This window comes from Geomonas sp. RF6 (genome assembly GCF_021044625.1).
Classification (GTDB): Bacteria; Desulfobacterota; Desulfuromonadia; order Geobacterales; family Geobacteraceae; genus RF6.
Map to the genome: position 1 here is coordinate 2,814,333 of NZ_CP087999.1, position 21,646 is coordinate 2,835,978.

The following is a 21,646-nucleotide window of genomic DNA, read 5'->3' on the forward strand; positions in this document are numbered from 1 at the left end:
ACAGGAGTAGCCGATGAAGCACGCACCACTCGATTTTTCCGGGGTACAGACCTATCCGATCAAAGAGCGCAAGAACAAGATGACCGTGGAGAAGGATCTCGCTGCACCGGTTACCCCCGGAATGAGCGTGTCGCAGCTCCTCGCGGCGATGCCGGCGCAACTCGGAGCGCAGTCTCTGAACGCGGTGATCGACGCGGTGGTGGTCGCCCGGCAGAAAGGGAAGCCGGTCGTGGTCGCCATGGGGGGGCACGTGATCAAGTGCGGGCTGCAGCCGGTGCTGAAATCCCTCATCGAAGCGGACATCATCACCGCCGTCGCGCTGAACGGCTCCGGCTCGATCCACGACTACGAAATCGCGCTCATCGGCGCCACCAGTGAAGACGTCGGTGCGGTGCTGCACGCCGGCACCTTCGGGATGGCTGAGGAGACCGGCGCGCACATCAACGCCGCGCTGAAAAAAGGTGTAGCCGAAGGGCGCGGGCACGGCGAGTCGATCGGGCGTGCCATCCTCGACAACGAGCTACCGTACCGGGAGCACAGCCTTCTTGCGACGTGCGTGGCGAAGGGGATCCCCATCACCGTGCATGTGGCGGTAGGGACCGACATCACCCATCAGCACCCCACCGCAGATGGCGCCGTCATCGGTGCCGCAAGCTATACCGACTTCAGGACCTTCACCTCCGTCGTCTCGCAGCTTGGGGACGGGGGGGTGTACCTCAACGTGGGGAGCGCGGTACTGCTGCCGGAGGTATTCCTGAAGGCGCTCTCCATCGCGCAGAACCTCGGGCACCATGTCGACCACTTCACCACCGCAAACTTCGACATGCAGCAGCACTACCGTCCGCTGCAAAACGTGGTGAAGCGCCCGACCTCCGGGAAGAGCCACGGGTACACCCTGACCGGGCACCACGAGATCATGATCCCCCTGCTGGCTGCGGGGATCCTGAGTAAAATCTAGAGGCTTTTTCTCCGCAGATTACGCAGATTTACGCAGATTTAAAACCTGAATCAAAGGCATTCCAGACATGTTTTTTTGATAGGGGGGCTGCATGAATCGGGATCAGGAGACGTACGCTATTATCGGCGCTGCCATGGAGGTGCACAGAGTTCTCGGTCATGGCTTTCTGGAGGCGGTGTATCAGGAGGCTCTGGCACATGAGCTGACGTCGAGGGGAATTCCCTTCTGTCGCGAGGTGGAGCTTCCGGTCTTCTACAAGGACATTCGCCTCGGCACTTCGTACAAAGCAGACTTTATCTGCTATGAGAGCATCATCGTGGAACTTAAGGCGCTGGAAATGTTGACAGGCAAAGATCACGGGCAGGTGATCAACTACCTGAAGGCAACGAGGTCAAAACGCGCCCTCCTTCTCAACTTTGGAGCAAGAAGCCTGGAACATGACCGCTTTGTTCTGGATTTGTAGTTTCGGTTTCGGTTTTAAATCTGCGTAAATCTGCGTAATCTGCGGACAAAAAACGCTTTGGAGGTTTTTGTTGGAAAGAAGAGAAGTCGAATCGTTTTTCGCGAAGGCTACCGGTGTCCGTGCGCTCGTTATCGGCGACCTCATGCTGGACGAGTACCTCTGGGGGCGCACGGAGCGCATCTCCCCGGAGGCCCCGGTCCAGGTCGTGGAGGTCTCCCGCGAAGACCTGCGTCTCGGCGGCGCGGGTAACGTGGTCAACAACCTTGTGGCACTCGGGTGCTCCGTCACCGTGTGCAGCGTCATCGGCGACGACGACAACGGCGCGCTCCTGCGCCGCGCCTTCGAAAAGATCGGTGCCGACCTCTCCGGCGTCGTGGAGGAGCCGGGGCGCCGCACCAGCAAGAAGACGCGCGTCATCGCCGCCAACCAGCAGATCGTGCGCATCGACCGCGAGACGACTGCGCCGATCTCTTCATCCTGCGAATCGGCCCTCCTCCAGTACCTCTCCGAAAACGCTGAGCACTTCAACGTGATCCTCGTTTCCGACTACCTGAAGGGGGTCCTCACCCCCGCGCTCCTCGCCGCGCTCTGCCAGACCGGCCGCGAGCTCTCCATCCCGGTGGTGGTCGACCCGAAGGGGAAGGACTACGGCAAGTACCGCGGCGCCACCATCCTCACGCCGAACCGGAAGGAGGCGGAGGCTGCCTCCGGGACCGCCATCACCGACCTCCCCTCGCTGGAGGCGGCGGCGGATACCCTCCTCTCCGAGCTCGAGCTCGACGCGCTCCTCATTACCCGCAGCGAACAGGGGATGTCCCTCTTCTTCAACGACGGCGCCGCCACCCACATTCCGACCGTTGCCCGCGAGGTCTTCGACGTCACCGGCGCCGGCGATACGGTCCTTTCGGTCCTCTCCCTCGGGCTCGCCTGCGGTCTCCCGCTGGCGAAGGCGGCCTGGGTGGCGAACGTGGCGGCGGGAATCGCCGTCGGAAAACTCGGCACCTCCACCGTCTCCCCGGACGAGATCGTGGCGGAGGTCGGCCACGGCCAGAAGGACAGCGACTCGAAGATCAAGAACCTCGACGTCGTCGCCCGCATCGCGGCGCAGGAGAGAACGCGCGGCAAGAGAATCGTCTTCACCAACGGCTGTTTCGACCTCCTGCACGTGGGTCATGTAAAATACCTGCAGAAAGCGCGCGAGTTCGGAGATATGCTTATCGTCGGACTGAACAGCGACGACTCCGTGCGTCGCCTTAAGGGGGAGAGCCGCCCCCTCATCGACCAGGCGGAGCGCGCGCACATACTGGCAGCATTGGACTGCGTCGACTTCGTGGTAATCTTCGACGAAGACACCCCGATCCGGCTCATCGAGACGATACGACCGATGGTGCTGGTGAAGGGGGGGGACTACACCCGCGAAGGGGTGGTGGGACACGAGATCGTCGAGGGGTACGGCGGGCGCATCGAGCTCGTGCAGTTCGTTGCCGGTCGCTCCACCACCCGCATCATCGAAAAAATCATGAAGAATTACAGCTAACGAAGCGGTGTTCCGGGGAGTGGCTCCTTTGTTGAAAGGTGCCTGCCCCCTTTAAAGATTCGGATTAAATCTTGCACAGGCGCAAGCCCTCATGTATTTTGTCCCCTTCTGCATGCTGCAATTTTCGTGGAGGACCCGTGAAGAAGGCTCTTATAACTGGCATAACAGGGCAGGACGGCTCGTATCTGGCGGAGCTGCTCCTCAAAAAAGGGTACCAGGTGCACGGCATGATCCGCCGCTCCTCGTCCTTCAATACCGGCCGCATCGACCATGTCTACCGTGACCCCCACGAGTCGGAGAACCGCCTCCTTCTGCACTACGGCGACCTGAACGACGCAAGCTCCATAAACCGCCTCCTGCGGGAGATCCGCCCGGACGAGATCTACAATCTCGGTGCCCAGAGCCACGTCCGCGTCTCCTTCGACATCCCGGAGTACACCGGCGAGGTCGACGCCCTCGGCACGACCCGCATCCTCGAGGGGATCCGGGAGACGGAGATCAATACCCGTTTCTACCAGGCATCCTCCTCGGAACTGTACGGGAAGGTCCTGGAGACCCCGCAGAAGGAGACGACCCCTTTTTACCCCCGTTCCCCCTACGCCTGCGCGAAGGCGTATTCCTTCTACATAACGCTGAACTACCGCGAAAGCTACGGGATGTTCGCCTGCAACGGCATCCTCTTCAACCACGAGTCCCCGCGCCGCGGCGAGACCTTCGTGACGAGGAAGATCACCCGTGCGGCCGCGCGCATCAAGCTCGGCCTGCAGGACCGCCTCTATCTCGGGAATCTGGAGGCGAAGAGGGACTGGGGCTTTGCGGGGGACTACGTGGAGGCGATGTGGCGCATGCTGCAGGCACCGGAGCCCTCCGACTACGTGGTGGCGACCGGCGAAACGCACAGCGTGCGCGAGTTCGCCGAGCTCGTCTTCGCGCGCCTCGACATGCCGCTCGTGTGGCAGGGGGAAGGGGTGCACGAAAAGGGGATCATCGCCTCCACCGGGAAGGTGGCGCTGGAGATCGACCCGCGCTACTTCCGCCCCGCGGAGGTCGACCTCCTGCTCGGTGACGCCGCAAAGGCGCGCCGCGAGCTGGGGTGGGAGCCGAAGACAAGCTTCAAGGCATTGGTGGAGATGATGACCGACGCCGACCTGGAGTTGGCGGAAAGGGAGCGGAAAGCCAATGGATAAATCTTCCAAGATCTTTGTGGCGGGGCACCGGGGACTGGTGGGCTCCGCGATCGTACGCCGCCTCGAGGAGGAGGGTTTCACGAACCTCCTACTGCGCACGAGCCAGGAGCTCGACCTGCGCGACCAGGAAAAGACCCTCTCCTTTTTCACCGCGGAGCGCCCGGATTACGTCTTCCTCGCCGCGGCGCGGGTCGGGGGGATCGTGGCGAACAACACGAAGCCGGCCGATTTCATCTACGACAACCTGATGATCCAGAGCAACACCATTCACAGCTCCTTTCTTACCGGCGTGAAAAAGCTCCTCTTCCTCGGCAGCACCTGCATCTACCCGCGCATGGCGCCCCAGCCGATCCGGGAGGACGCGCTTCTCACCGGGCCGCTGGAGCCGACAAACGAGGCGTACGCCATCGCGAAGATCGCCGGGATCAAGATGTGCCAGGCGTACAACCGGCAGCACGGCACCCGCTACATAAGCGCCATGCCTACGAACCTGTACGGCCCGAACGACAACTTCGACCTCACCACCTCCCACGTCCTTCCCGCCTTGATCCGGAAGTTCCACGAGGCGAAGGTCTCCGCCTCGCCGACGGTGAGCATCTGGGGGAGCGGCACCCCGTTCCGGGAGTTCGTCCACGTGGACGACGTCGCGGACGCCTCCCTCTACCTCATGGAGCGCTACGAGGGGTGGGACCCGGTGAATGTGGGGTCGGGGGAGGAGCTGACCATAGGGGATCTGGCACGGCTCATTAAGGAGACGGTAGGGTTTGACGGGGAGCTCGTCTTCGACAGCTCCAAGCCCGACGGCACGCCGCGCAAGCTCTCCGACGTGAACCGCATTCACGGGCTCGGCTGGAGGCACCGGATCCCCCTTAACGAGGGGCTCAAGAACGTGTACCAATGGTACCTGGCCAATAGGGCGTAATACTCCTTTTCAATCTTTGTGCCAAAAGCGCCCATTTTGCCAGAACGAGCTTTACACCCATTTTCCAAGATGGTATACTCCGCTACGAAATTATGCTTAAACGTAACAATATCAGGCGATTCGTAGCTTTCATGGCAGTTGCCGGGGCTATTCTCGTCACTGCCACCATCCTGATACGGATGCAGCGCACGAAGTCGCCACGACTGGCGATCCAGAAGCTGCCGGTGCAGATCGACGTCTCCCTCCAGGCAATCCGCTTTACCGAGAGCCGCCACGGGGTCAAGCAGTGGGACCTGACGGCGGACCGGGCAGAATACGACAAGAACAAAGGACGCACCTCGCTTGCGCGGGTGAACCTGACCATCCTGAACAGCTCTGCGGGTGAGATCAGGGTCACCGCTGACCGTGCCGACTATGACCATGCCTCGAAGAACGTCTCCCTCTCCGGGAACGTCCAGGGGAAGAGCGCTTCGGGGCTGCACTTCACCGCCCCGCAAGTCAGGTACGTGGCGGCGCGGTCGACCCTGGAGAGCCCCGAAAAGGTGAACTTCAGGGGGGAGGGGCTGACGATGGAAGGGGTAGGGATGGAGTGGCATACGAAGTCGCACAAGCTGAAGCTCTCGAAGGTGGAGGCCGAAGTGCAGCCGGAGGGAGCGCGGCGATGAAGGCGATGAAAAGGATGGCGGCGGTCACGGCTCTCCTCACCCTCCTGGCGCAGTCCGGTCTTGCCGCGGCGCCGACCCACGGGAAGGAGCCTTTGAAGATCAAGTCGAACGAGCTGCACGCCGATAACGAGAAGAAGACGGCGACCTTCGAGGGGAGCGTCGTCGCCCGTCAGGGGGACCTCACGCTGTACACCGACAAGCTGGTCATCAGCTACGGCGAGAGCGGGAAGGACCTCTCCAAGGTGGAGGCGTTCGGGCACGTGCGCATCGTGCAGGGTGACCGCGAGGCGGTCGGTGCCCATGCGGTCTACGACAACAAGGGGGGGCGCATCGTGCTGGACGGCTCCCCGCGGGTCATGCAGGGGAAGAACCTCATTACCGGGAAGGAGATCACCTACTACGTCGACGAGCAGCGTTCCGTGGTGACCGGCGGGCGGGTTGAGGCGACGATCTACCCCGGGGAGAAAGATGCAGGCGCAAAACCGTAGTACCCTTTATACAGAGGGGCTGGCAAAGGAATTCAACCAGCGCAAGGTGGTGAAGGGGGTCGACCTGAAGGTCTCCTCCGGGGAGGTCGTGGGGCTTCTCGGGCCCAACGGCGCCGGGAAGACGACGACCTTCTACATGGTGGTGGGGCTGACCCGCCCCGACGGCGGCTCGGTCTTCCTGGACGGCGAGGCGATCACGAAGCTCCCCATGTACCAGCGGGCGCGGCGCGGGATCAGCTACCTGCCGCAGGAGCCCTCCGTCTTCCGGAAACTTACCGTGCGGGAGAACCTCCTGGCGGTCCTGGAGACCCTCCCCATCTCGGGGCAGCGGCGCCGGGAGCGGGTGGAGGAGCTCCTGGGGGAGTTCCGGATCGAGCACATAGCGTCGAGCCGCGGCTACGCCCTCTCGGGGGGGGAAAGGCGCCGCGTGGAGATCGCCCGGGCGCTCGCCACCGATCCGTCCTTCATCCTCCTGGACGAGCCGTTCGCGGGGATCGACCCGATAGCGGTCATCGACATCCAGAACATCATCACCGCCCTGAAGGAAAAGGGGCTCGGTGTCCTGATCTCGGACCACAACGTCCGGGAGACGCTCGGTGTATGCGACACGGCCTACATAATGAGCGCGGGGGAAGTGCTGGAGTACGGCGACCCGATACAGATTTCGCAGAGCAAGAAGGCCCGGGAGATCTACCTCGGGGAGAAATTCAGGCTGTGACCCCCGTCCCGGCGGCTCGAGCGCAGGGGCGGGATACGAAGAAATAGCACAGGGCGACACCACCCCCACAGCGGAAAGGAGTAGGGGGCACTCGTTCAACGACGACGAGAGGTTTTATGGCTATTGAAATGCGTCAACAGATGAAGATGAGCCAGCAGCTGGTGATGACACCCCAGTTGCAACAGGCCATTAAGCTCCTGCAACTGTCCAGGCTCGAGCTGCAGGACGTGGTACGTCAGGAGTTGGAGGAAAATCCGGTCCTCGACGAGGTGACCGAGGTGGAGGAGGTGCGCGAACCGGGTCAGCTCGAGCTTGTGGAGAAGGAGCCGGAGCCGCAGACCACCACGACCGACTTCCAGGAGGTGCGCGCCGGTGAAGAGACCCGCGACACGGACTGGGACTCCTACCTCGACGGCTACAACTACTCCTCCGGCGAACAGTACTACGACGACGAAGACCGCCCCTCCTTTGAAAACCTCCTCACCAAGAAATCGACCCTCAACGACCACCTCATGTGGCAGCTCTCCCTTACCCGCCTGACGGACCAGGAAATGATGGTCGGCGCCGAGATCCTCGGCAACATCGACGAGGACGGCTACCTGAGGGCGACCCTTGCCGACATCGCTGGCGCCTGCGGGGTGGACGAGGAGCTGTGCGCGGCGGTCCTGAAGAGGGTGCAGGAGTTCGACCCGATCGGGGTGGGGGCGCGCGATCTGAGGGAATGTCTCCTTTTGCAGGTGGCCGGGCTCGGCATGGGGGGGAGCATTGTGGAGGCGCTCCTGAAGGAGCACCTGAAAGACCTGGAAGGGCGCCGCTACAAGCAGGCGGCGAAGGTCCTCGGCATCGACGTGAACGAGGTCCTGGAGGCCGCGAGGATCATCGCGGAACTCGACCCGAAGCCGGGGCGTCTTTTTGGCCAGGAGGACGTGCACTACATCTCCGCGGACATCTTCGTGCACAAGGTGGGGGACGACTACGTCGTGCTCCTGAACGACGAGGGTATGCCGAACCTGCGCATCAACCCGGTCTACGCCACGGAGACGAAGGGGGTGGACAAGAAGGCGGAGGAGTACATAGGGGAGAAGACCCGCTCGGCGATGTGGCTCATAAAGAGCATCCAGCAGCGGCAGCGCACCATCTACAAGGTCGCCAAAAGCCTCGTGAAGTTCCAGCGCGACTTCCTGGACCGCGGCATCGAGCACCTGCGTCCCCTGGTCCTGCGCGACATCGCCGAGGACATCGGCATGCACGAGTCGACCATCAGCCGGGTCACCACCAACAAGTACATGCAGACTCCGCAGGGTCTTTTTGAGCTGAAGTACTTCTTCAACAGCGGCATCTCCACGGGCGAGGGTGACTTCATCGCCTCGGAGAGTGTAAAGAGCAAGATCAAGGAGCTCGTGGACGCGGAGGACCCCAAGCGCCCGTACAGCGACCAGCGCCTGGCGGAGCTTCTCTCCACCCACTCCATCGTCATCGCCCGCAGGACCGTCACGAAGTACCGGGAGATGATGCGTATCGGCAGTTCCAGCGAGAGGAAGAAGCATTTCTAAGCGGCTTGAGGTGCCCCACCGGGGGCCTTTTGACGTGCATACAATAAAGGAGGTAGAGTCATGCAGATCACGACAACGTTCAGGCACATGGAGCCCAGCGAAGCCCTCAAAAGCTACGCAGAGGAGAAACTCGAGCGGGTGAAGAAATACATAGACGAGCCGGTTGTCGTCCAGCTGTTTCTGACCGTTGAGAAGATTCGGCACAGCGCCGAGGTCACCATCGCAGCCAAGGGTATCACCATCAAGGCCGCCGAGGAATCGAACGACATGTACGCTTCCGTCGACGCGGTCGTGGACAAGATCGAGCGTCAGCTCAGGCGTTTCAAGGAGCGGATCAAGGCGCACAAGCCGACCGCCGACGCCCGCGAGCGCCAGGTGCAGAAGATGATCGTGGAGGCGGCGAGCCTCGACGAGGAGACCGGACCGGTCGTCATCAAGACGAAGAGCTTCTCCATGAAGCCGATGAGCGTGGAGGAGGCGGTGATGCAGATGGAGCTCCTGCACAAGGACTTCCTCGTGTACACCGAGGCGGAGACGGAGAACATCAACGTGGTGTACCGCCGCAAGGACGGGAACTACGGCCTGATTGCACCCGAGAGGGTATAAGGGAGAGGGGCGCCGGCTGAAAGCCGGCGCCCTTTTTTCCCCGAGAGAGATTTCTGCGGCGGAAAGGTAGTACGCATTGAAAAGCATAAGTCTTACTATCAAAGACCTCCTCAATGACAAGGCGTACGGCCTCGACCTTCGCCTCATCGCCGGAGAGGCGGGGCTGATGAACCGCCTGTACAGCTCCCGGATCCAGAAGCCGGGGCTGGCCCTTACCGGGTACATGGAGCACCTCCACGCGGACCGTGTCCAGGTCCTCGGCAACACGGAGATTTCCTACCTGAGGCAGCTCCCCGAGGAACTGGGGAGGAAGCATACGGAGCTTCTGTGCTCCTACCCCATGGCCTGCTTCATCGTCACCAAAGGGCTCGATCCCCCCGATTTCCTGAGGGAAGCCGCGGAGCGGGCAGGGATCCCGCTTCTCCTCACGGCACACCAGTCCTCCACTTTCATCTCCCTCATCACCAAGTTTCTGGAGGAGAGCCTCCTTCCCACGACCCACATCCACGGCGTTCTGGTGGACGTTCTCGGCGTCGGCGTGCTCCTTTTGGGAAAAAGCGGCATCGGGAAGAGCGAGTGCGCCCTCGACCTGGTGATCCGCGGGCACCGGCTCGTCGCGGACGATGTCATCCACATCAAGAAGAAGATGCCTGGCTCTCTCGTGGGGCAGGCGGGTGACACCATCCAGCACCACATGGAGATCCGCGGGCTGGGGATCATCAACGTAAAGGACCTCTTCGGGGTATCCTCCATCAGGGAGAAGAAGATCATCGACCTGGTCCTCGAGCTCCAGGAGTGGGACGCCGACCAGGAATACGACCGCCTGGGGATAGACGAGCGTTTCCAGACGATCCTCGGAGTCGACCTGCCGCACCTGAAGATCCCGGTGCGCCCCGGGCGCAACCTGACCTCCATCATCGAGGTCGCCGCCAGGAACTTCCTCCTGAAGGGGATGGGGTACCATTCGGCGCGCGAGTTTCACGAGAAGCTGCTGGCCCGCATGGAAGTGCGCTCTCTCGGGGAAGAGGTGGAATAGTGCGCATAGTCATCATCACCGGCCTCTCCGGCTCCGGCAAGTCCACCGCTGTGCGCGCGCTCGAGGACGAGGGGTTCTTCTGCCTCGACAACCTCCCGGTCTCCCTTGTCGGCACCTTCATCGAGCTCGTACAGCAGTCGCGCGAGGACGTGCACGACGTGGCACTGGTGATGGACATCCGCAGCCGCGACTTCATGAAGGGGTACAACGAGGCGTTCCAGGCGATCACCGCCGCGGGGCACACCGTCAGCATCCTCTTCTTCGACGCTACCGACGAGGTGCTGATCAGGCGCTTCTCGGAGACGAGGCGTCGCCACCCCGCACTGGAGAGCGCGTCGGTGCCGGAGGGGATCCGCTTCGAGCGGGACCACCTGGCTGGGCTGCGCCGCATCGCCACGCGCGTCATCGACACGAGCGAGATGAACGTGCACCAGCTGAAGGAGGTGGTGATCGCCAGCGTGAAGGGGCAGGAGGGTGCCCTGGAGATGCAGGTGAACCTGCAGTCCTTCGGCTTCCGCTACGGGCTCCCGCTGGAGAGCGACCTGGTGATGGACGTGCGCTTCCTCCCGAACCCCTACTTCGTTCCGACGCTGAAGCCCTTTTCCGGGCTCAACGAGAAGGTGCGCGACTTCGTCCTCGGGCAGAACGAGACGCAGGAGTTCCTGGAGCGGTACCGCTCGCTGCTGGAGTTCCTCCTCCCGAGTTACCGTCGCGAGGGGAAATCGTACCTTTCGGTTTCAATCGGCTGCACCGGCGGGCGGCACCGCTCCGTGGCGATAGCCGAGTCGCTGTACCAGTATTTCAGGCAGAAAGGGATCAACATCAAGATCAATCATCGCGACATAGAGAAGGGGCAGGGATGATAGGACTACTATTGGTGGCTCACGCCGGAGTGGCCGCCGAGCTTTTGAAGGCCGCCGAGATGATCGTCGGGAAACTGGAGCTGGTGGAGACGGTGGGGATTACCCCGGAGTGCTCCGCGGATGCGGTGATGTCCGCCATAAAGGAGGCGGCTGCGCGGGTCTCCGCGGACGGCGCCATTATCATGACCGACATGTTCGGCGGCACACCCTCCAACATGAGCCTCTCCTTTCTGCAGGAAGGGCACGTCGAGGTCCTGACCGGCGTCAACCTTCCGATGCTGATCCGCTTCGTGGCGGAGCGCGAGAAGTTCGGGGTGGCGGAGTTGGCCCAGCGCCTGAAGGACGGCGGAATCGAGGGGATTTCTGTCGCCGGCGAGTATCTGAGGAAGTAGGGGGGAGTCGGGCCCCGGGCCCGGAAGTGACATGCATATGATAGAACAGGACTTCATAATCCCCAACAAGCTTGGGCTGCACGCCAGGGCGAGCGCGCTCCTGGTGAAGACCGCGAGCCGCTTCGTCTCGGAGATAAAGATCGAGCGTGAAGGGGTAGAGGTGAACGGCAAGAGCATCATGGGGATCATGATGCTCGCGGCGGCGAAGGGGAGCTGCATCACTCTGAAGGTGTCCGGAGAGGACGAGGTGGAGGCCTTCGCGGCGCTCGGGGAGCTCATCAGGAATGGTTTCGGAGAAGAGTGAAAGGTTCTCGCTGCAGGGGATCGGCGCCTCCGCCGGGATCGCCATAGGGCGGGTCCGCATCACGGACCGGCGCCGGGTGAGCGTGCCGGAGTACGAGATCCCTGCGCGGCAGATCCCTGCCGAGGTGCAGCGCTTCCGGCAGGCGCTGGAGCGGGTGAAGGGGGAGTTCTCCACCTTGCGCCACCAGCTCTCGGAGAGCCACGGCGCCGAGCACCTGTGCGTCATCGACGCCCACCTGCTCCTCCTCGAGGATACCATGCTCCTCACCGAGACGATCAGGCAGATCGAGGCGGAAGGGAGAAACGCCGAGGCGGCGCTCAAAAAGACGCTCCAGAAGGTGAAGGCGGCGTTTGACGAGATCGAGGACGAGTACCTGCGGGAGCGGTGCGGCGACGTCGAGCTGGTGGTGGAGCGGGTGCTGGCGACCCTACTCGGGCAGAAGCAGGAGCCGATCACCTTCTCCGAGGGGAAGGTCATCGTGGCCGCCCACGATCTCTCCCCGGCCGACATTCTCCAGATCGACAAGTCGAAGGTCATCGGCTTTCTCACCGATCTCGGGGGGAAAACCTCCCACTCCGCCATTCTGGCGCGCGCGCTGGAGATTCCGGCGGTGGTGGGGCTGGAGAACGTCACCTCCAGGATCGAGGACGGCAGCACCGTCATCATCGACGGAGCGAGCGGCGTCGTCATCGTCAATCCGGACAGCGAAGCGTTCCGGCAATACCTGGAGCGCAAGCAGCGCTACGAGTATGTCGAGCTCGGGCTTTTGAAGCTGAAGGATCTGCCGGCTCAGACGGTGGACGGGCACCGCATGCGGCTGAAGGGGAACGTGGAGTTCCCGGAAGAAGTCGCCTCGATCAACAAGCACGGCGGGGAGGGGATCGGGCTGTACCGCACCGAGACCCTCTTTTTCAACAGGACCGCGCTCCCCGACGAAGAGGAGCAGTTTCGCCACTACGTGGAGATCGTGAAGCGGATGGCACCGCACCCGGTGACCATCAGGACGCTCGACGTGGGTGGGGACAAGTGCGTCAACGGGCTGTGCCTCACCGACGAGATGAATCCGGCGCTGGGGGTGCGGGCGATACGGGTGTCGCTGCGACATCCCGACATCTTCAAGTCGCAGCTGCGGGCGATCCTGAGGGCGAGCGCCTTTGGAAAGGTGAAGGTCTTCTTCCCCATGGTCTCGGGCGTTGCCGAGGTGCGGGCGGCGAAGGCCCTCATCGCGGAGGCGAAGGAGGAATTGCGCGGCAAGCACCCCTTTGACGAGGAGCTTGAGGTGGGGGTCATGATCGAGATCCCCTCCGCCGTCCTCATCGCAGATCTTCTGGCGCGCGAGGTCGATTTTTTCAGCGTCGGCACAAACGATCTCATCCAGTACCTCCTGGCGATCGACCGCACGAACGAGCACCTCTCCACGCTGTACGAGCCGCTGCACCCGGCGGTGCTCCGCTCCCTGAAGCAGGTCGTCGACGCCGCACACCGAAACGGCATCGAGGTGTGCATCTGCGGCGAGATGGCGGGGGAGCCGGAATACCTCCCGATCCTCCTGGGGCTGGGGTTCGACGAACTCTCCATGAATGCGGTGAGCATCCCGCGGGTGAAGAAGATCCTGCGGCGTTGCACCATGGAAGAGGCAGCCGAGGTAGCGGCAAAGGCACTGACCTTTTCCACCGCCGAGCAGGTGGAGGCGTATCTCAAAAGCGAAATCTCCGCGCACTTCCTGGAGAGTATCGACTAGGTCCGGGGTCAGGCTTTGCATATTGGGATTTCGCTACCAAATCCCCAAATGCAAAGCCTGACCCCGGCATCTGAACGCCATTATCCTTCTTTCAGAAGGATTTCCAGGCAATCCGCAAGACGCTCCGCCGCCTTCCTGGAATTTCCGGCAAGGCGTATCAGTTGCGGAATTATCCATGGCTTGCGCGCCACCGTTGACATCACCTTCCCCGGCTGAATGTTCAGGTCCGCATCGCAAAACTCCTCCAGCGAAAATCCCAGATCCTCATCCGCTCCGTCACTGATCGCGCGAATTGCCAGAACCGGGATTCCGGAATCGTGCGCCGCCGCGACAACTGCGGCGGTTTCCATCTCCAGCACCGGATGCTTCAGCTGCGCCGGGAGGAGTGCTGCTACCCTTCTCTTGTCCTCTATGACGGCAGAGGTGATGAAGACCCCTTCGCTGATGTCGCAGAGAGTGGGGACGGCATGGCCGGGCTTCTCCGGCAGCGGTTGACGCGTCCATTTCTCACCCGCAAGGAGGAGCACCTCCCGCGCCCGCACAAGGTCCCCTACCTTTGTCTCCCCGCGAACGGCGCCGCCGAAGCCGAAGTTGACGATCAGTGCGGGCGCCTTCTGCCGGATCAGCGCCTCGGTCGCCTCCTTCGCACGCCGTGGCCCCATCCCCGACTGCACGAGAGTCACGCTGTTCCCCCCGATGCTGAAGTGAAAGCTCCGGTACCCGGCGATCTCTCCCTTGCGGTACTTCCCGACTCTGCGCAAGAGCGGCCTTATCTCGTCCGGCATGGCAGCCACCACCCCGATACTCTTTTTCCCCATCGCCTTCTCCTTTCCAGGCGCGCACTGTAGCAGAGCGCACGGTACCGCGCAAGACTCCCCCGATCTTTTGCGGGGTGGTACCCCTGTAGGGCGGAATAAGCGAAGCATTTCCGGCAACGAGCGGCGGGTCGCAGAGGCGGGCACCGCCGGGAACGCCTGTGGCTTATCCCGGCCTACATGAAGCGAAAGAGGCTCCACCCGCCGTGACAGGTGCGCCGCCGTCTCTTTCTCTTGCGCCCCGAATACTCTCTGCGCACATCGAGGTCGGCACCGGGAATCCTCAGGTGCTGCAAGGGCTTTCGCCTTGACAAAAGATAGGCACGGCTTTATTGTGTCGGTTTGTTTTTTCTGACAGTTATCTGTAGAGGGAGCTCTTGCTATGAAACCGTTATTTCTAAATCCACCCACTTTCGAGGACTTCGACGGCGGCGCCGGTGCGCGCTACCAGGCCTCCCGTGAGGTGACTTCCTTCTGGTATCCGACCTGGCTCACCTATCCCGCCGGGATGATTGAAGGATCGCGGGTGGTGGACGCTCCCGTGCAGAAACTCGACCTGGCTGACTGCCTGAAGATAGCGCTCGACTACGACATGGTGGTGATGTACACCTCTACCCCCACCCTCGCCATAGATGTGGAAACCGCCCGCACCATCAAGAAAGAGAAGCCCGGCATCATCACCGTGCTGACCGGCCCCCACGTCACGGTTCTTCCGGAAGAGTCCCTCACCTTTGCCAAGGGCGCGGTCGACATCGTCTGCCGCGGGGAGTTCGACTACTCCGTGAAGGAGCTGTGCGAAGGGAAAGAGTGGGAGGAGGTCGCGGGGATCAGCTTCCTGAAAAACGGCGCCGCGGTGCATACTGCCGACCGCGCCCCCATCACCGATCTGGACGCGCTCCCCTTCTCCGCGCAGGTCTATCAGCGCGACCTGCCGATCAACGAGTACGTGATCCCGCACTTCAAGTACCCCTACGTCTCCATCTACTCGAGCCGCGGCTGCCCGTCGCGCTGCATCTACTGCCTCTGGCCGCAGACGATCACCGGGCAGAAGATGCGTACCAGAAGCCCCGAGAACGTGGCGGAAGAGGTGCGCTGGATCGTGGAGAACCTCCCCGGTATAAAGGAGATTTCCTTCGACGACGACACCTTCTCGGCTGACAAGAAGCACGCGACTGCGGTGGCGAAGCTCATAGGCCCGCTCGTGAAGCCGAAGGGGATCACCTGGACGATCAACGCCAGGGCAAATTGCGACTTCGACACGCTGAAGGTCATGCGCGACAACGGCCTGCGTCACGTGGTCGTCGGCTACGAGTCCGGCAACGACCAGATCCTCAAGAACATCAAGAAGGGGATCACCAAGGCCCAGGCGCTCGAATTCACCAAAAACTGCAAGAAGCTGGGGCTGAGCGTCCACGGCGCCTTCATCTTCGGGCTCCCCGGCGAGACGCGGGAGACGATCAAGGAGACGACCGCTTTCGCCATCCAGCTCGACCTCAACTCGCTCCAGGCGTCACTGGCCTCCCCGTACCCCGGGACGGAGTTCTACGCCATGGCGATGAAGGAGGGGTGGATCGCCTCGGACAGCTTCCTCGATGCCACCGGTCACCAGAAGTGCGTCATCAACTACCCGCACCTCTCCAACCAGGAGATCTTCGATGCGGTGGAAATCTTTTACAACAAGTTCTACTTCCGCCCGAAGTACATCGCCAAGAGCATCTGGCGCATGATCATCGACTGCGAGGAGCGGAAGAAGCTGTTGAAGGAAGGCGCCCAGTACCTGCAGTACATGAAGAAGCGGAAGGAAACCAGGATGTAGCAGCGCACTCGGCGAAGGGGGTGGACCGCCAGCTCCTTCGCCGAACCTCCTTGCCGACGCTCTCTCCCCTCACAACCGGGAGGGGCGGAGCGACTCGACCCGATCCCCACCCCGGCCCTCCCTTGAAAGGGAGGGGGAAGACCACCCTGCATGAAAGAAATCATCTTCAACGCTGACGACTTCGGCCTCTCCAGCGGCGCGAACCGCGGAATCATCAAGGCCTGGCGCGAAGGGGTGCTCACCAGCACCTCACTCATGCCCGGCGGGGCCGCCTTCGACGAGGCTGTCGCGCTTGCCGCGGCAAACCCTGGGCTCCAGGTGGGAGTGCACATTACACTCGTGCAGGGGCGCTCGGTGCTGCAGCATCCCGGCTCCCCCTCTCTCGCTCCGGGGGGGGACTTCGGCAACAATCCGGTGCGCGAGGGTATGCGCTACTTCTTCCTGAAGTCACTCCGCCCCCAGCTGGAGGCAGAAATCGAGGCGCAGATAAGGAAGTGCGTCGATGCCGGGATAAGGCTCACCCACGTGGACGGGCACCTGAACATCCACATGCACCCGACGGTCTTCGACATCCTCACAGAGCTGATGCCGAAGTACGGCATCTCGACCTTCCGGCTGAGCCGCGAGAATCTCGCGGCGGAGCTCTCCGTGGCGAGAAACCGGGTCGTGGGAAAGTACGCCGATGCCTTCATATTCTCCCGCCTTGCCGATCGCTGCCGCACGGCCCTCGACCGCCTCGGCATCCGCTACGCGGGAGAGGTGAAGGGGCTCCTCAACTCGGGAAAGATGACGGAGGAGTACCTTTTGAAGGCGCTCGGGACGGTGCGCGAGGAGCTCACCGAGATCTATTTTCACCCCGGCTGCCGCCCCTGCGGCGAACTTGACCGCTGGATGCCGGAGTACCGGCACGACGACGAGGTGGCGGCGCTGACGAGCCCGGCGGTGCGCCGGCGCATGGCCGAGCTGGGGCTTCGTCTCAGAAACTATCGCGGAGAGGAAAAAACGTATGCTTAAAACTGTAATAGTCATGCTGCTGGCGGTAACTGCCGGGACGATCGGGGATCTGCTCCTGGCGAGCGGCATGAAGGAACTGGGGGACCTCTCCACCATGAACCTGAAGGGGATCCTGAACGCGGCGCTGCAGGCGCTCACCACGCCGAAGCTCATCTTCGGCACCTGCATGCTCGCGGTCTTCTTCTTTCTGTGGCTCGCCGTCCTCTCCTGGGAGGACCTGACGGTGGCGCTCCCGATGCAGGCGCTCAACTACATCCTGGTCGCCTTCCTCTCGCAGTACTTCCTGCACGAGACCGTTACCCCCATGCGCTGGGCCGGAACGGTACTTGTTGCCATAGGTGTGATGCTCATCACACGCAGCAGTGGTGCCTGAGACCGGCGCTGATGCGGTCCGGGCTTCCTTTGTGATAGTATGTGGTTGCACTGGCGGCGCCTTCCTGCGCCGCCTCCCAACAACAAACAGACAGGGAGCTTCGGTTCTGATGAAAAGACTCGTTTTCCTCGCCCTTTTTCTTCTCTTCTCCGCCTCATCCTCATTTGCCCTCACCGTTCCTGAACGCCTGGTGTACGACATAAGCTGGTCCGGGATGACCGCCGGCACCGCCGTGCAGGAAGTCACCCAGAGTGGCGACGTGCTCCACATCGTCTCAACCACCCGCTCCGCCTCGTGGCTGAGCCATTTCTTTCCCGTCGACGACAGGGTCGAGTCCGTGCTGAAGAAGGGGAATTCCGGCTCGGGGCTGGGGATGCCGCGGTTCTACCGGGAGAGGATAAACGAAGGGAGCACCCACAGGCACAAGGAGTCGCGCTTTGACGAGCGGGAGCTTACGGTAACGACGAAGGACTTCAGGGACGGCGGGAAGGAGAAGGTGCACAAGATAACCGACCGCACCTACGACACCCTTTCGTGCATATACTTCATGCGCAAGTGCGACCTTGTGGTCGGCAGCTCCTTCAATATCGAAATCTACGACTGCAAGAAGCTCTGGGATACGGAGGTGCAGGTTCTTCGCAAGGAGCGGATCACCACGTCGCTGGGGACCTTCAACACGATCGTGGTGAAGCCGATTCTGAGGTTTCAGGGGATGTTTGCGAGGACCGGCGACGTGCACATCTGGGTGACGGACGATGCGCTGCGGGTGCCGGTGAAGATGACCACCAAGGTGAAGCTCGGCAAGATAACGGCGACGCTGGTGGGGGGCTCCTACTGGCCCGAGAAGGCGCAGATGTAGCGGTTACTGCTGACCTTCGATATGAACGATAATTCTGCCGGGGTGGCCGATCCTCTCTATGAGGATCTCGCCGCTCCGGCGGTCTATGTTTTCCACCCGGTACCATTTCCCGTCGTACTCGATGGTGGCTCCCTCCCCCATCTCCCTGATGCGCAGCCTCTTCACCACGTCGCGCCCCAGCCCGCCGGTCCCCTTCCAGTAGTCGTCGTAGATCACCCAGCACGCGCTCAGGAAAACGCAGATGATGACGCCGATCCAGAGGAAATCGGAGAGCGCGGGGGGCTCGCCGCGCCCGAGCAGATCCAGCGCGTACGCGAGAGCAAAGAAACCGTCTGTTACCATGGCGCCGTAGGCAATCTCGACGAGAGGCCGCTCGGCAGCTGTGTCCTTCATAATCCCTCAATTCATAACATCAGCAATGCCGGCCGTATCCGAGCGGACGGCGAAAATCTATCCTCCTCCGAAGGAGGGGGGCCACTCCTGCTGCAGGTTGTACTGTAGCCGCGGCATGCGCTGCGCGGAATGTGCCAAATCCGCGATAGCCGAGGCCATCCCCTGCTATATTTTTACGCCTTGGCGCGAATGGTGGGGGGAACCCTGTTATAGGTAATGATGCCGGAGGCTTAGCGATTGCGGGACTTGTGGCTTCCCCGCCTGGATTTTCGGTGATGCGGTGTCGTTGCAGGAGGTTGTGAGGAGAGAAGGGGACCGGTTGGGTGATCTGGCGTGCAATCCGGTGAAATAGCCGGGGGCATCACACAGCTCTGTCGAGTTCTATCGAGAAAATCCTCGACGAGCCGCGTCAACTTGGCGAAGGCTGAACGGTTTCCGTCCTCTTCAAGAAGCGGGCGAGGCGTTCCCCCCTTTGCGAAGGGGGGACAGGGCGGGACAGGGGGGATTTGCTCCTTCTTGACATGTCGGAGGTGTCGCTTCATACCCGTGGAGGCTCTTACCGTCCTCTATCAGAACTCCGCATGCCCCGGCGTTCTCGGGAAGGGGATGACGTCGCGGATGTTTTCCATTCCGGTCAGGTGCATGATGAGGCGCTCGAAGCCGAGGCCGAAGCCGGCGTGCGGGCAGGAGCCCCAGCGTCTGCTGTCGAGATACCAGCTCAGCGACTCCTTGCTGATCCCGATCTCGTCCATCCGCTTCTCCAGGAGGTCGAGGCGCTCCTCGCGCTGCGATCCGCCGATGATCTCTCCCACTTTCGGGACGAGCAGATCCATCGCTGCAACGGTGCGGCCGTCGTCGTTCTGGCGCATGTAGAACGCCTTGATGTCCTTTGGATAGTTCAGCACGAAGAGCGGCCCCCCCACGACCTGCTCCGAGAGGTACCTCTCGTGCTCCGTCTGCAGGTCGAGCCCCCAGCGCACCGGGTACTGGAACGACGTCCCCGCCTTCTCCAGCCGCTCGATCGCCTCGTTGTAATCCATCCTCGCGAAGCGCGCCTCCGCCAGCGCGCGAACCCGCTCGATGGCGCCCGGGTCGATCTGCTTGTCGAAGAAGGCCATGTCCTCCGCGCACTCCTCCAGGACGAAGCGGCAGAGGTACTTGATGAAGTCCTCGGCAAGATCGGCATCGTCGGCCAGATCGGCAAAGGCAATCTCCGGCTCCACCATCCAGAATTCGGCGGCATGTCGGGAGGTATTGGAGTTTTCGGAGCGGAAGGTCGGCCCGAAGGTGTAGATGGAGGTGAGCCCGCAGGCGAGAACCTCCCCTTCCAGTTGGCCGCTTACCGTCAGTTGGGTCGGCTGCCCGAAGAAGTCCTGGCAGAAGTCGACCCCGAAGTCGTTGCGGGGGGGCGCGCCGATGTCGAGGGTGGTAACCCGGAACTGCTCGCCGGCTCCCTCGCAGTCGTTTGCCGTGATGATCGGGGTGTGGACGTAGATGAAGCCGCGCTCCCTGAAGAACTTGTGGATCGCAAAGGAGAGCGCGGAGCGCACCCGGAAGACGGCGCCGAAAGTGTTGGAACGGGGGCGGAGGTGCGCGATGGTCCTCAGGAACTCGAAGGTGTGGTGCTTCTTCTGCAGGGGGTACTTGTCGTCGACCGTCCCGTACACCGTCACCTTCGTTGCCTGCAATTCCACCGACTGCCCCTTTGCAGGAGAGGCTACCAGGGTCCCTTCCACGCCGATGGCGCTGCCGGTGCCGAGGCGGGAGATCTCCTCGAAGTCGGGGAGGGTGGCGTCGAGGACGATCTGCAGGCTCGTGAGACAGGAGCCGTCGTTGAGGGCGATGAAGGCAACCCCCTTGCCGGTACGCAGCGACCGGACCCATCCTTTGACGCTCACTTCCGTCCCGACCTCGCCCTCTTTCAATAAAGCAGCTATTCTATGGTATTTGCTCAATGTGGAACTCCTTGTGGAGGATTGAGAGGAAACTGCTTCAGTATATCCTTTTCGTGAAGGACATGCCATTGACAAAGGAATTAAGGATGATGATCGTGCCAATCCCTTGCCATATGCACGTTGACAGCCCTAGTGGCGCAGTATATTTTAGCAAACCATGATGAGACTGATATCCATACTTTTCGTACTCTTGCTGGCGCTGGCACATGCCGGGTGGTGCGCGAACTCCTCTTCCAACTTCGGCGGCGTAGGGATCGACGGTGTTCCACTTCCGGACGGGAGGATCGCGGTGCGGCAGCTGGTCGCAGGCGGCCCCGCGGACCTCGCAGGAATCCGCCCAGGCGATATAATCACCCATATCGATGGCAAGGCCACGGCGGGGAGCAATTTTCAGCAGATGGTCGCAACGCGACTGCGCGGGAAGGCCGGGACGCAGGTCAGGCTGAAGGTGAGGCGACCGGGCACCCCCGACCCTCTCTCCTTCACACTTACCAGAAGGCAGTTGGTGATCCCGCACAAGTGACGCGCTTCAGGCCCCCCCCCGCCGAAAAGGAGGCAAAATGAAAGCCCTGACCGCACTACTCGTCGCATTCCTCCTTCTGATCCCGGTCTACAGCGGCGCCGAAGACGGGAAGCAGAGCCCGCTCAAGCCCCCCGCAGCAGGCCAGCACTACCCGAAGATCGTCCTCTACTCCACCTCCTGGTGTCCCCACTGCAAGGCAGCGAAGGAGTACCTTACCGAGCACAACATCCCCTTCATCAACCGCGACGTGGAGATGGACGACGAAGCAATGCAGCTTCTCACCGGCAAGTACAAGAGCAAAGGGGTACCCGTCATAGTGTTCGGTGACGACGAGATCATCCTCAAAGGATTCGACCAGGCTGAATTCGAGAAGGCGCTGCAAAAGTGCAGCAAGAAGTAATGAAGCAATGTAGGCCGGAATAAGCGAAGCGTTTCCGGCAAATCCAGGCCGATTTTCGGCTGCGC

General features: G+C 62.0%; 24 protein-coding genes. 21 read left to right on the forward strand and 3 right to left on the reverse strand.

Annotated features, from left to right (window positions below; all coding sequences use genetic code 11):
* The first annotated feature begins 13 nt into the window (after positions 1-13).
* From LPW11_RS12085 to ptsP, 15 genes are all read left to right on the forward strand, one after another.
* On the forward strand, positions 14-958 hold the full coding sequence (locus LPW11_RS12085) for a hypothetical protein (protein ID WP_230994140.1): 945 nt from the start codon (positions 14-16) through the stop codon (positions 956-958).
* A gap of 91 nt (positions 959-1,049) precedes the next feature.
* Positions 1,050-1,421, forward strand: coding sequence for a GxxExxY protein (locus tag LPW11_RS12090; protein ID WP_230994141.1), 372 nt, complete (start codon positions 1,050-1,052; stop codon positions 1,419-1,421).
* Between the two features lie 70 nt (positions 1,422-1,491).
* A complete protein-coding gene (gene hldE / locus LPW11_RS12095; RefSeq protein WP_230994142.1) occupies positions 1,492-2,958 on the forward strand; it encodes a bifunctional D-glycero-beta-D-manno-heptose-7-phosphate kinase/D-glycero-beta-D-manno-heptose 1-phosphate adenylyltransferase HldE in 1,467 nt (488 codons plus the stop codon).
* A 137-nt stretch (positions 2,959-3,095) separates the two neighbouring features.
* A complete protein-coding gene (gene gmd / locus LPW11_RS12100; RefSeq protein WP_230994143.1) occupies positions 3,096-4,145 on the forward strand; it encodes a GDP-mannose 4,6-dehydratase in 1,050 nt (349 codons plus the stop codon).
* Positions 4,138-5,067 carry a GDP-L-fucose synthase gene (gene fcl / locus LPW11_RS12105; protein WP_230994144.1) on the forward strand — a complete coding sequence of 310 codons (930 nt, stop codon included), beginning with the start codon at positions 4,138-4,140 and terminating at the stop codon, positions 5,065-5,067. The genes gmd and fcl overlap by 8 nt, the downstream gene beginning before the upstream one ends.
* A 131-nt stretch (positions 5,068-5,198) precedes the next feature.
* Positions 5,199-5,732, forward strand: coding sequence for an LPS export ABC transporter periplasmic protein LptC (gene lptC / locus LPW11_RS12110; protein WP_230994145.1), 534 nt, complete (start codon positions 5,199-5,201; stop codon positions 5,730-5,732).
* Entirely contained in the window at positions 5,729-6,220 is a 492-nt protein-coding gene (gene lptA / locus LPW11_RS12115; RefSeq protein ID WP_230994146.1) for a lipopolysaccharide transport periplasmic protein LptA, read from the forward strand. Before lptC ends, lptA begins: the two co-directional genes overlap by 4 nt.
* Positions 6,201-6,938: an LPS export ABC transporter ATP-binding protein gene (lptB, locus tag LPW11_RS12120; protein WP_230994147.1), complete on the forward strand. Its 738-nt coding sequence runs from the start codon at positions 6,201-6,203 to the stop codon at positions 6,936-6,938. Before lptA ends, lptB begins: the two co-directional genes overlap by 20 nt.
* Before the next feature lie 116 nt (positions 6,939-7,054).
* Positions 7,055-8,491 (forward strand): RNA polymerase factor sigma-54, encoded by a 1,437-nt coding sequence (rpoN, locus tag LPW11_RS12125; protein WP_230994148.1) that lies wholly within the window; start codon positions 7,055-7,057, stop codon positions 8,489-8,491.
* A gap of 60 nt (positions 8,492-8,551) precedes the next feature.
* Positions 8,552-9,097, forward strand: a complete 546-nt coding sequence (gene hpf / locus LPW11_RS12130) for a ribosome hibernation-promoting factor, HPF/YfiA family (RefSeq protein WP_230994149.1) — start codon at positions 8,552-8,554, stop codon at positions 9,095-9,097.
* Between the two features lie 76 nt (positions 9,098-9,173).
* Positions 9,174-10,133 (forward strand): HPr(Ser) kinase/phosphatase, encoded by a 960-nt coding sequence (gene hprK / locus LPW11_RS12135; RefSeq protein ID WP_230994150.1) that lies wholly within the window; start codon positions 9,174-9,176, stop codon positions 10,131-10,133.
* Entirely contained in the window at positions 10,133-10,996 is an 864-nt protein-coding gene (rapZ, locus tag LPW11_RS12140; protein ID WP_230994151.1) for an RNase adapter RapZ, read from the forward strand. Before hprK ends, rapZ begins: the two co-directional genes overlap by 1 nt.
* Positions 10,993-11,388 (forward strand): PTS sugar transporter subunit IIA, encoded by a 396-nt coding sequence (locus tag LPW11_RS12145; RefSeq protein ID WP_230994152.1) that lies wholly within the window; start codon positions 10,993-10,995, stop codon positions 11,386-11,388. The genes rapZ and LPW11_RS12145 overlap by 4 nt, the downstream gene beginning before the upstream one ends.
* A 37-nt stretch (positions 11,389-11,425) precedes the next feature.
* Entirely contained in the window at positions 11,426-11,692 is a 267-nt protein-coding gene (locus tag LPW11_RS12150; protein WP_230998284.1) for an HPr family phosphocarrier protein, read from the forward strand.
* Positions 11,673-13,433: a phosphoenolpyruvate--protein phosphotransferase gene (gene ptsP / locus LPW11_RS12155; protein ID WP_230994153.1), complete on the forward strand. Its 1,761-nt coding sequence runs from the start codon at positions 11,673-11,675 to the stop codon at positions 13,431-13,433. Before LPW11_RS12150 ends, ptsP begins: the two co-directional genes overlap by 20 nt.
* An 80-nt stretch (positions 13,434-13,513) precedes the next feature.
* On the opposite strand, the gene LPW11_RS12160 is transcribed toward ptsP, so the two are convergent.
* Complete coding sequence (locus LPW11_RS12160) at positions 13,514-14,251, reverse strand: phosphorylase family protein (RefSeq protein ID WP_230994154.1); 738 nt, start codon at positions 14,249-14,251, stop codon at positions 13,514-13,516.
* A 379-nt stretch (positions 14,252-14,630) separates the two neighbouring features.
* On the opposite strand from LPW11_RS12160, the gene hpnJ reads away from it, so the two are divergent.
* The 4 genes from hpnJ (at position 14,631) to LPW11_RS12180 (ending at position 18,310) form a co-directional block, all read left to right on the forward strand.
* On the forward strand, positions 14,631-16,064 hold the full coding sequence (hpnJ, locus tag LPW11_RS12165; protein WP_230994155.1) for a hopanoid biosynthesis associated radical SAM protein HpnJ: 1,434 nt from the start codon (positions 14,631-14,633) through the stop codon (positions 16,062-16,064).
* 150 nt (positions 16,065-16,214) lie between these two features.
* On the forward strand, positions 16,215-17,078 hold the full coding sequence (gene hpnK / locus LPW11_RS12170) for a hopanoid biosynthesis-associated protein HpnK (RefSeq protein ID WP_230994156.1): 864 nt from the start codon (positions 16,215-16,217) through the stop codon (positions 17,076-17,078).
* A complete protein-coding gene (locus LPW11_RS12175; protein WP_230994157.1) occupies positions 17,071-17,451 on the forward strand; it encodes an EamA family transporter in 381 nt (126 codons plus the stop codon). Before hpnK ends, LPW11_RS12175 begins: the two co-directional genes overlap by 8 nt.
* 109 nt (positions 17,452-17,560) lie before the next feature.
* Entirely contained in the window at positions 17,561-18,310 is a 750-nt protein-coding gene (locus LPW11_RS12180; protein ID WP_230994158.1) for a DUF3108 domain-containing protein, read from the forward strand.
* 3 nt (positions 18,311-18,313) lie between these two features.
* Here the strand turns inward: LPW11_RS12180 and LPW11_RS12185 are convergent, their stop codons facing one another.
* Together LPW11_RS12185 and asnS are read right to left on the reverse strand one after the other, a co-directional pair.
* Positions 18,314-18,703, reverse strand: coding sequence for a hypothetical protein (locus LPW11_RS12185; protein ID WP_230994159.1), 390 nt, complete (start codon positions 18,701-18,703; stop codon positions 18,314-18,316).
* Positions 18,704-19,272: 569 nt separating this feature from the next.
* On the reverse strand, positions 19,273-20,658 hold the full coding sequence (gene asnS / locus LPW11_RS12190) for an asparagine--tRNA ligase (RefSeq protein ID WP_230994160.1): 1,386 nt from the start codon (positions 20,656-20,658) through the stop codon (positions 19,273-19,275).
* Positions 20,659-20,815: 157 nt separating this feature from the next.
* Here asnS and LPW11_RS12195 point away from each other — a divergent pair, with 157 nt between their 5' ends.
* Positions 20,816-21,181, forward strand: a complete 366-nt coding sequence (locus LPW11_RS12195) for a S41 family peptidase (RefSeq protein WP_230994161.1) — start codon at positions 20,816-20,818, stop codon at positions 21,179-21,181.
* Between the two features lie 37 nt (positions 21,182-21,218).
* Positions 21,219-21,581, forward strand: a complete 363-nt coding sequence (locus LPW11_RS12200; protein WP_230994162.1) for a glutaredoxin domain-containing protein — start codon at positions 21,219-21,221, stop codon at positions 21,579-21,581.
* Positions 21,582-21,646 lie beyond the last annotated feature (65 nt).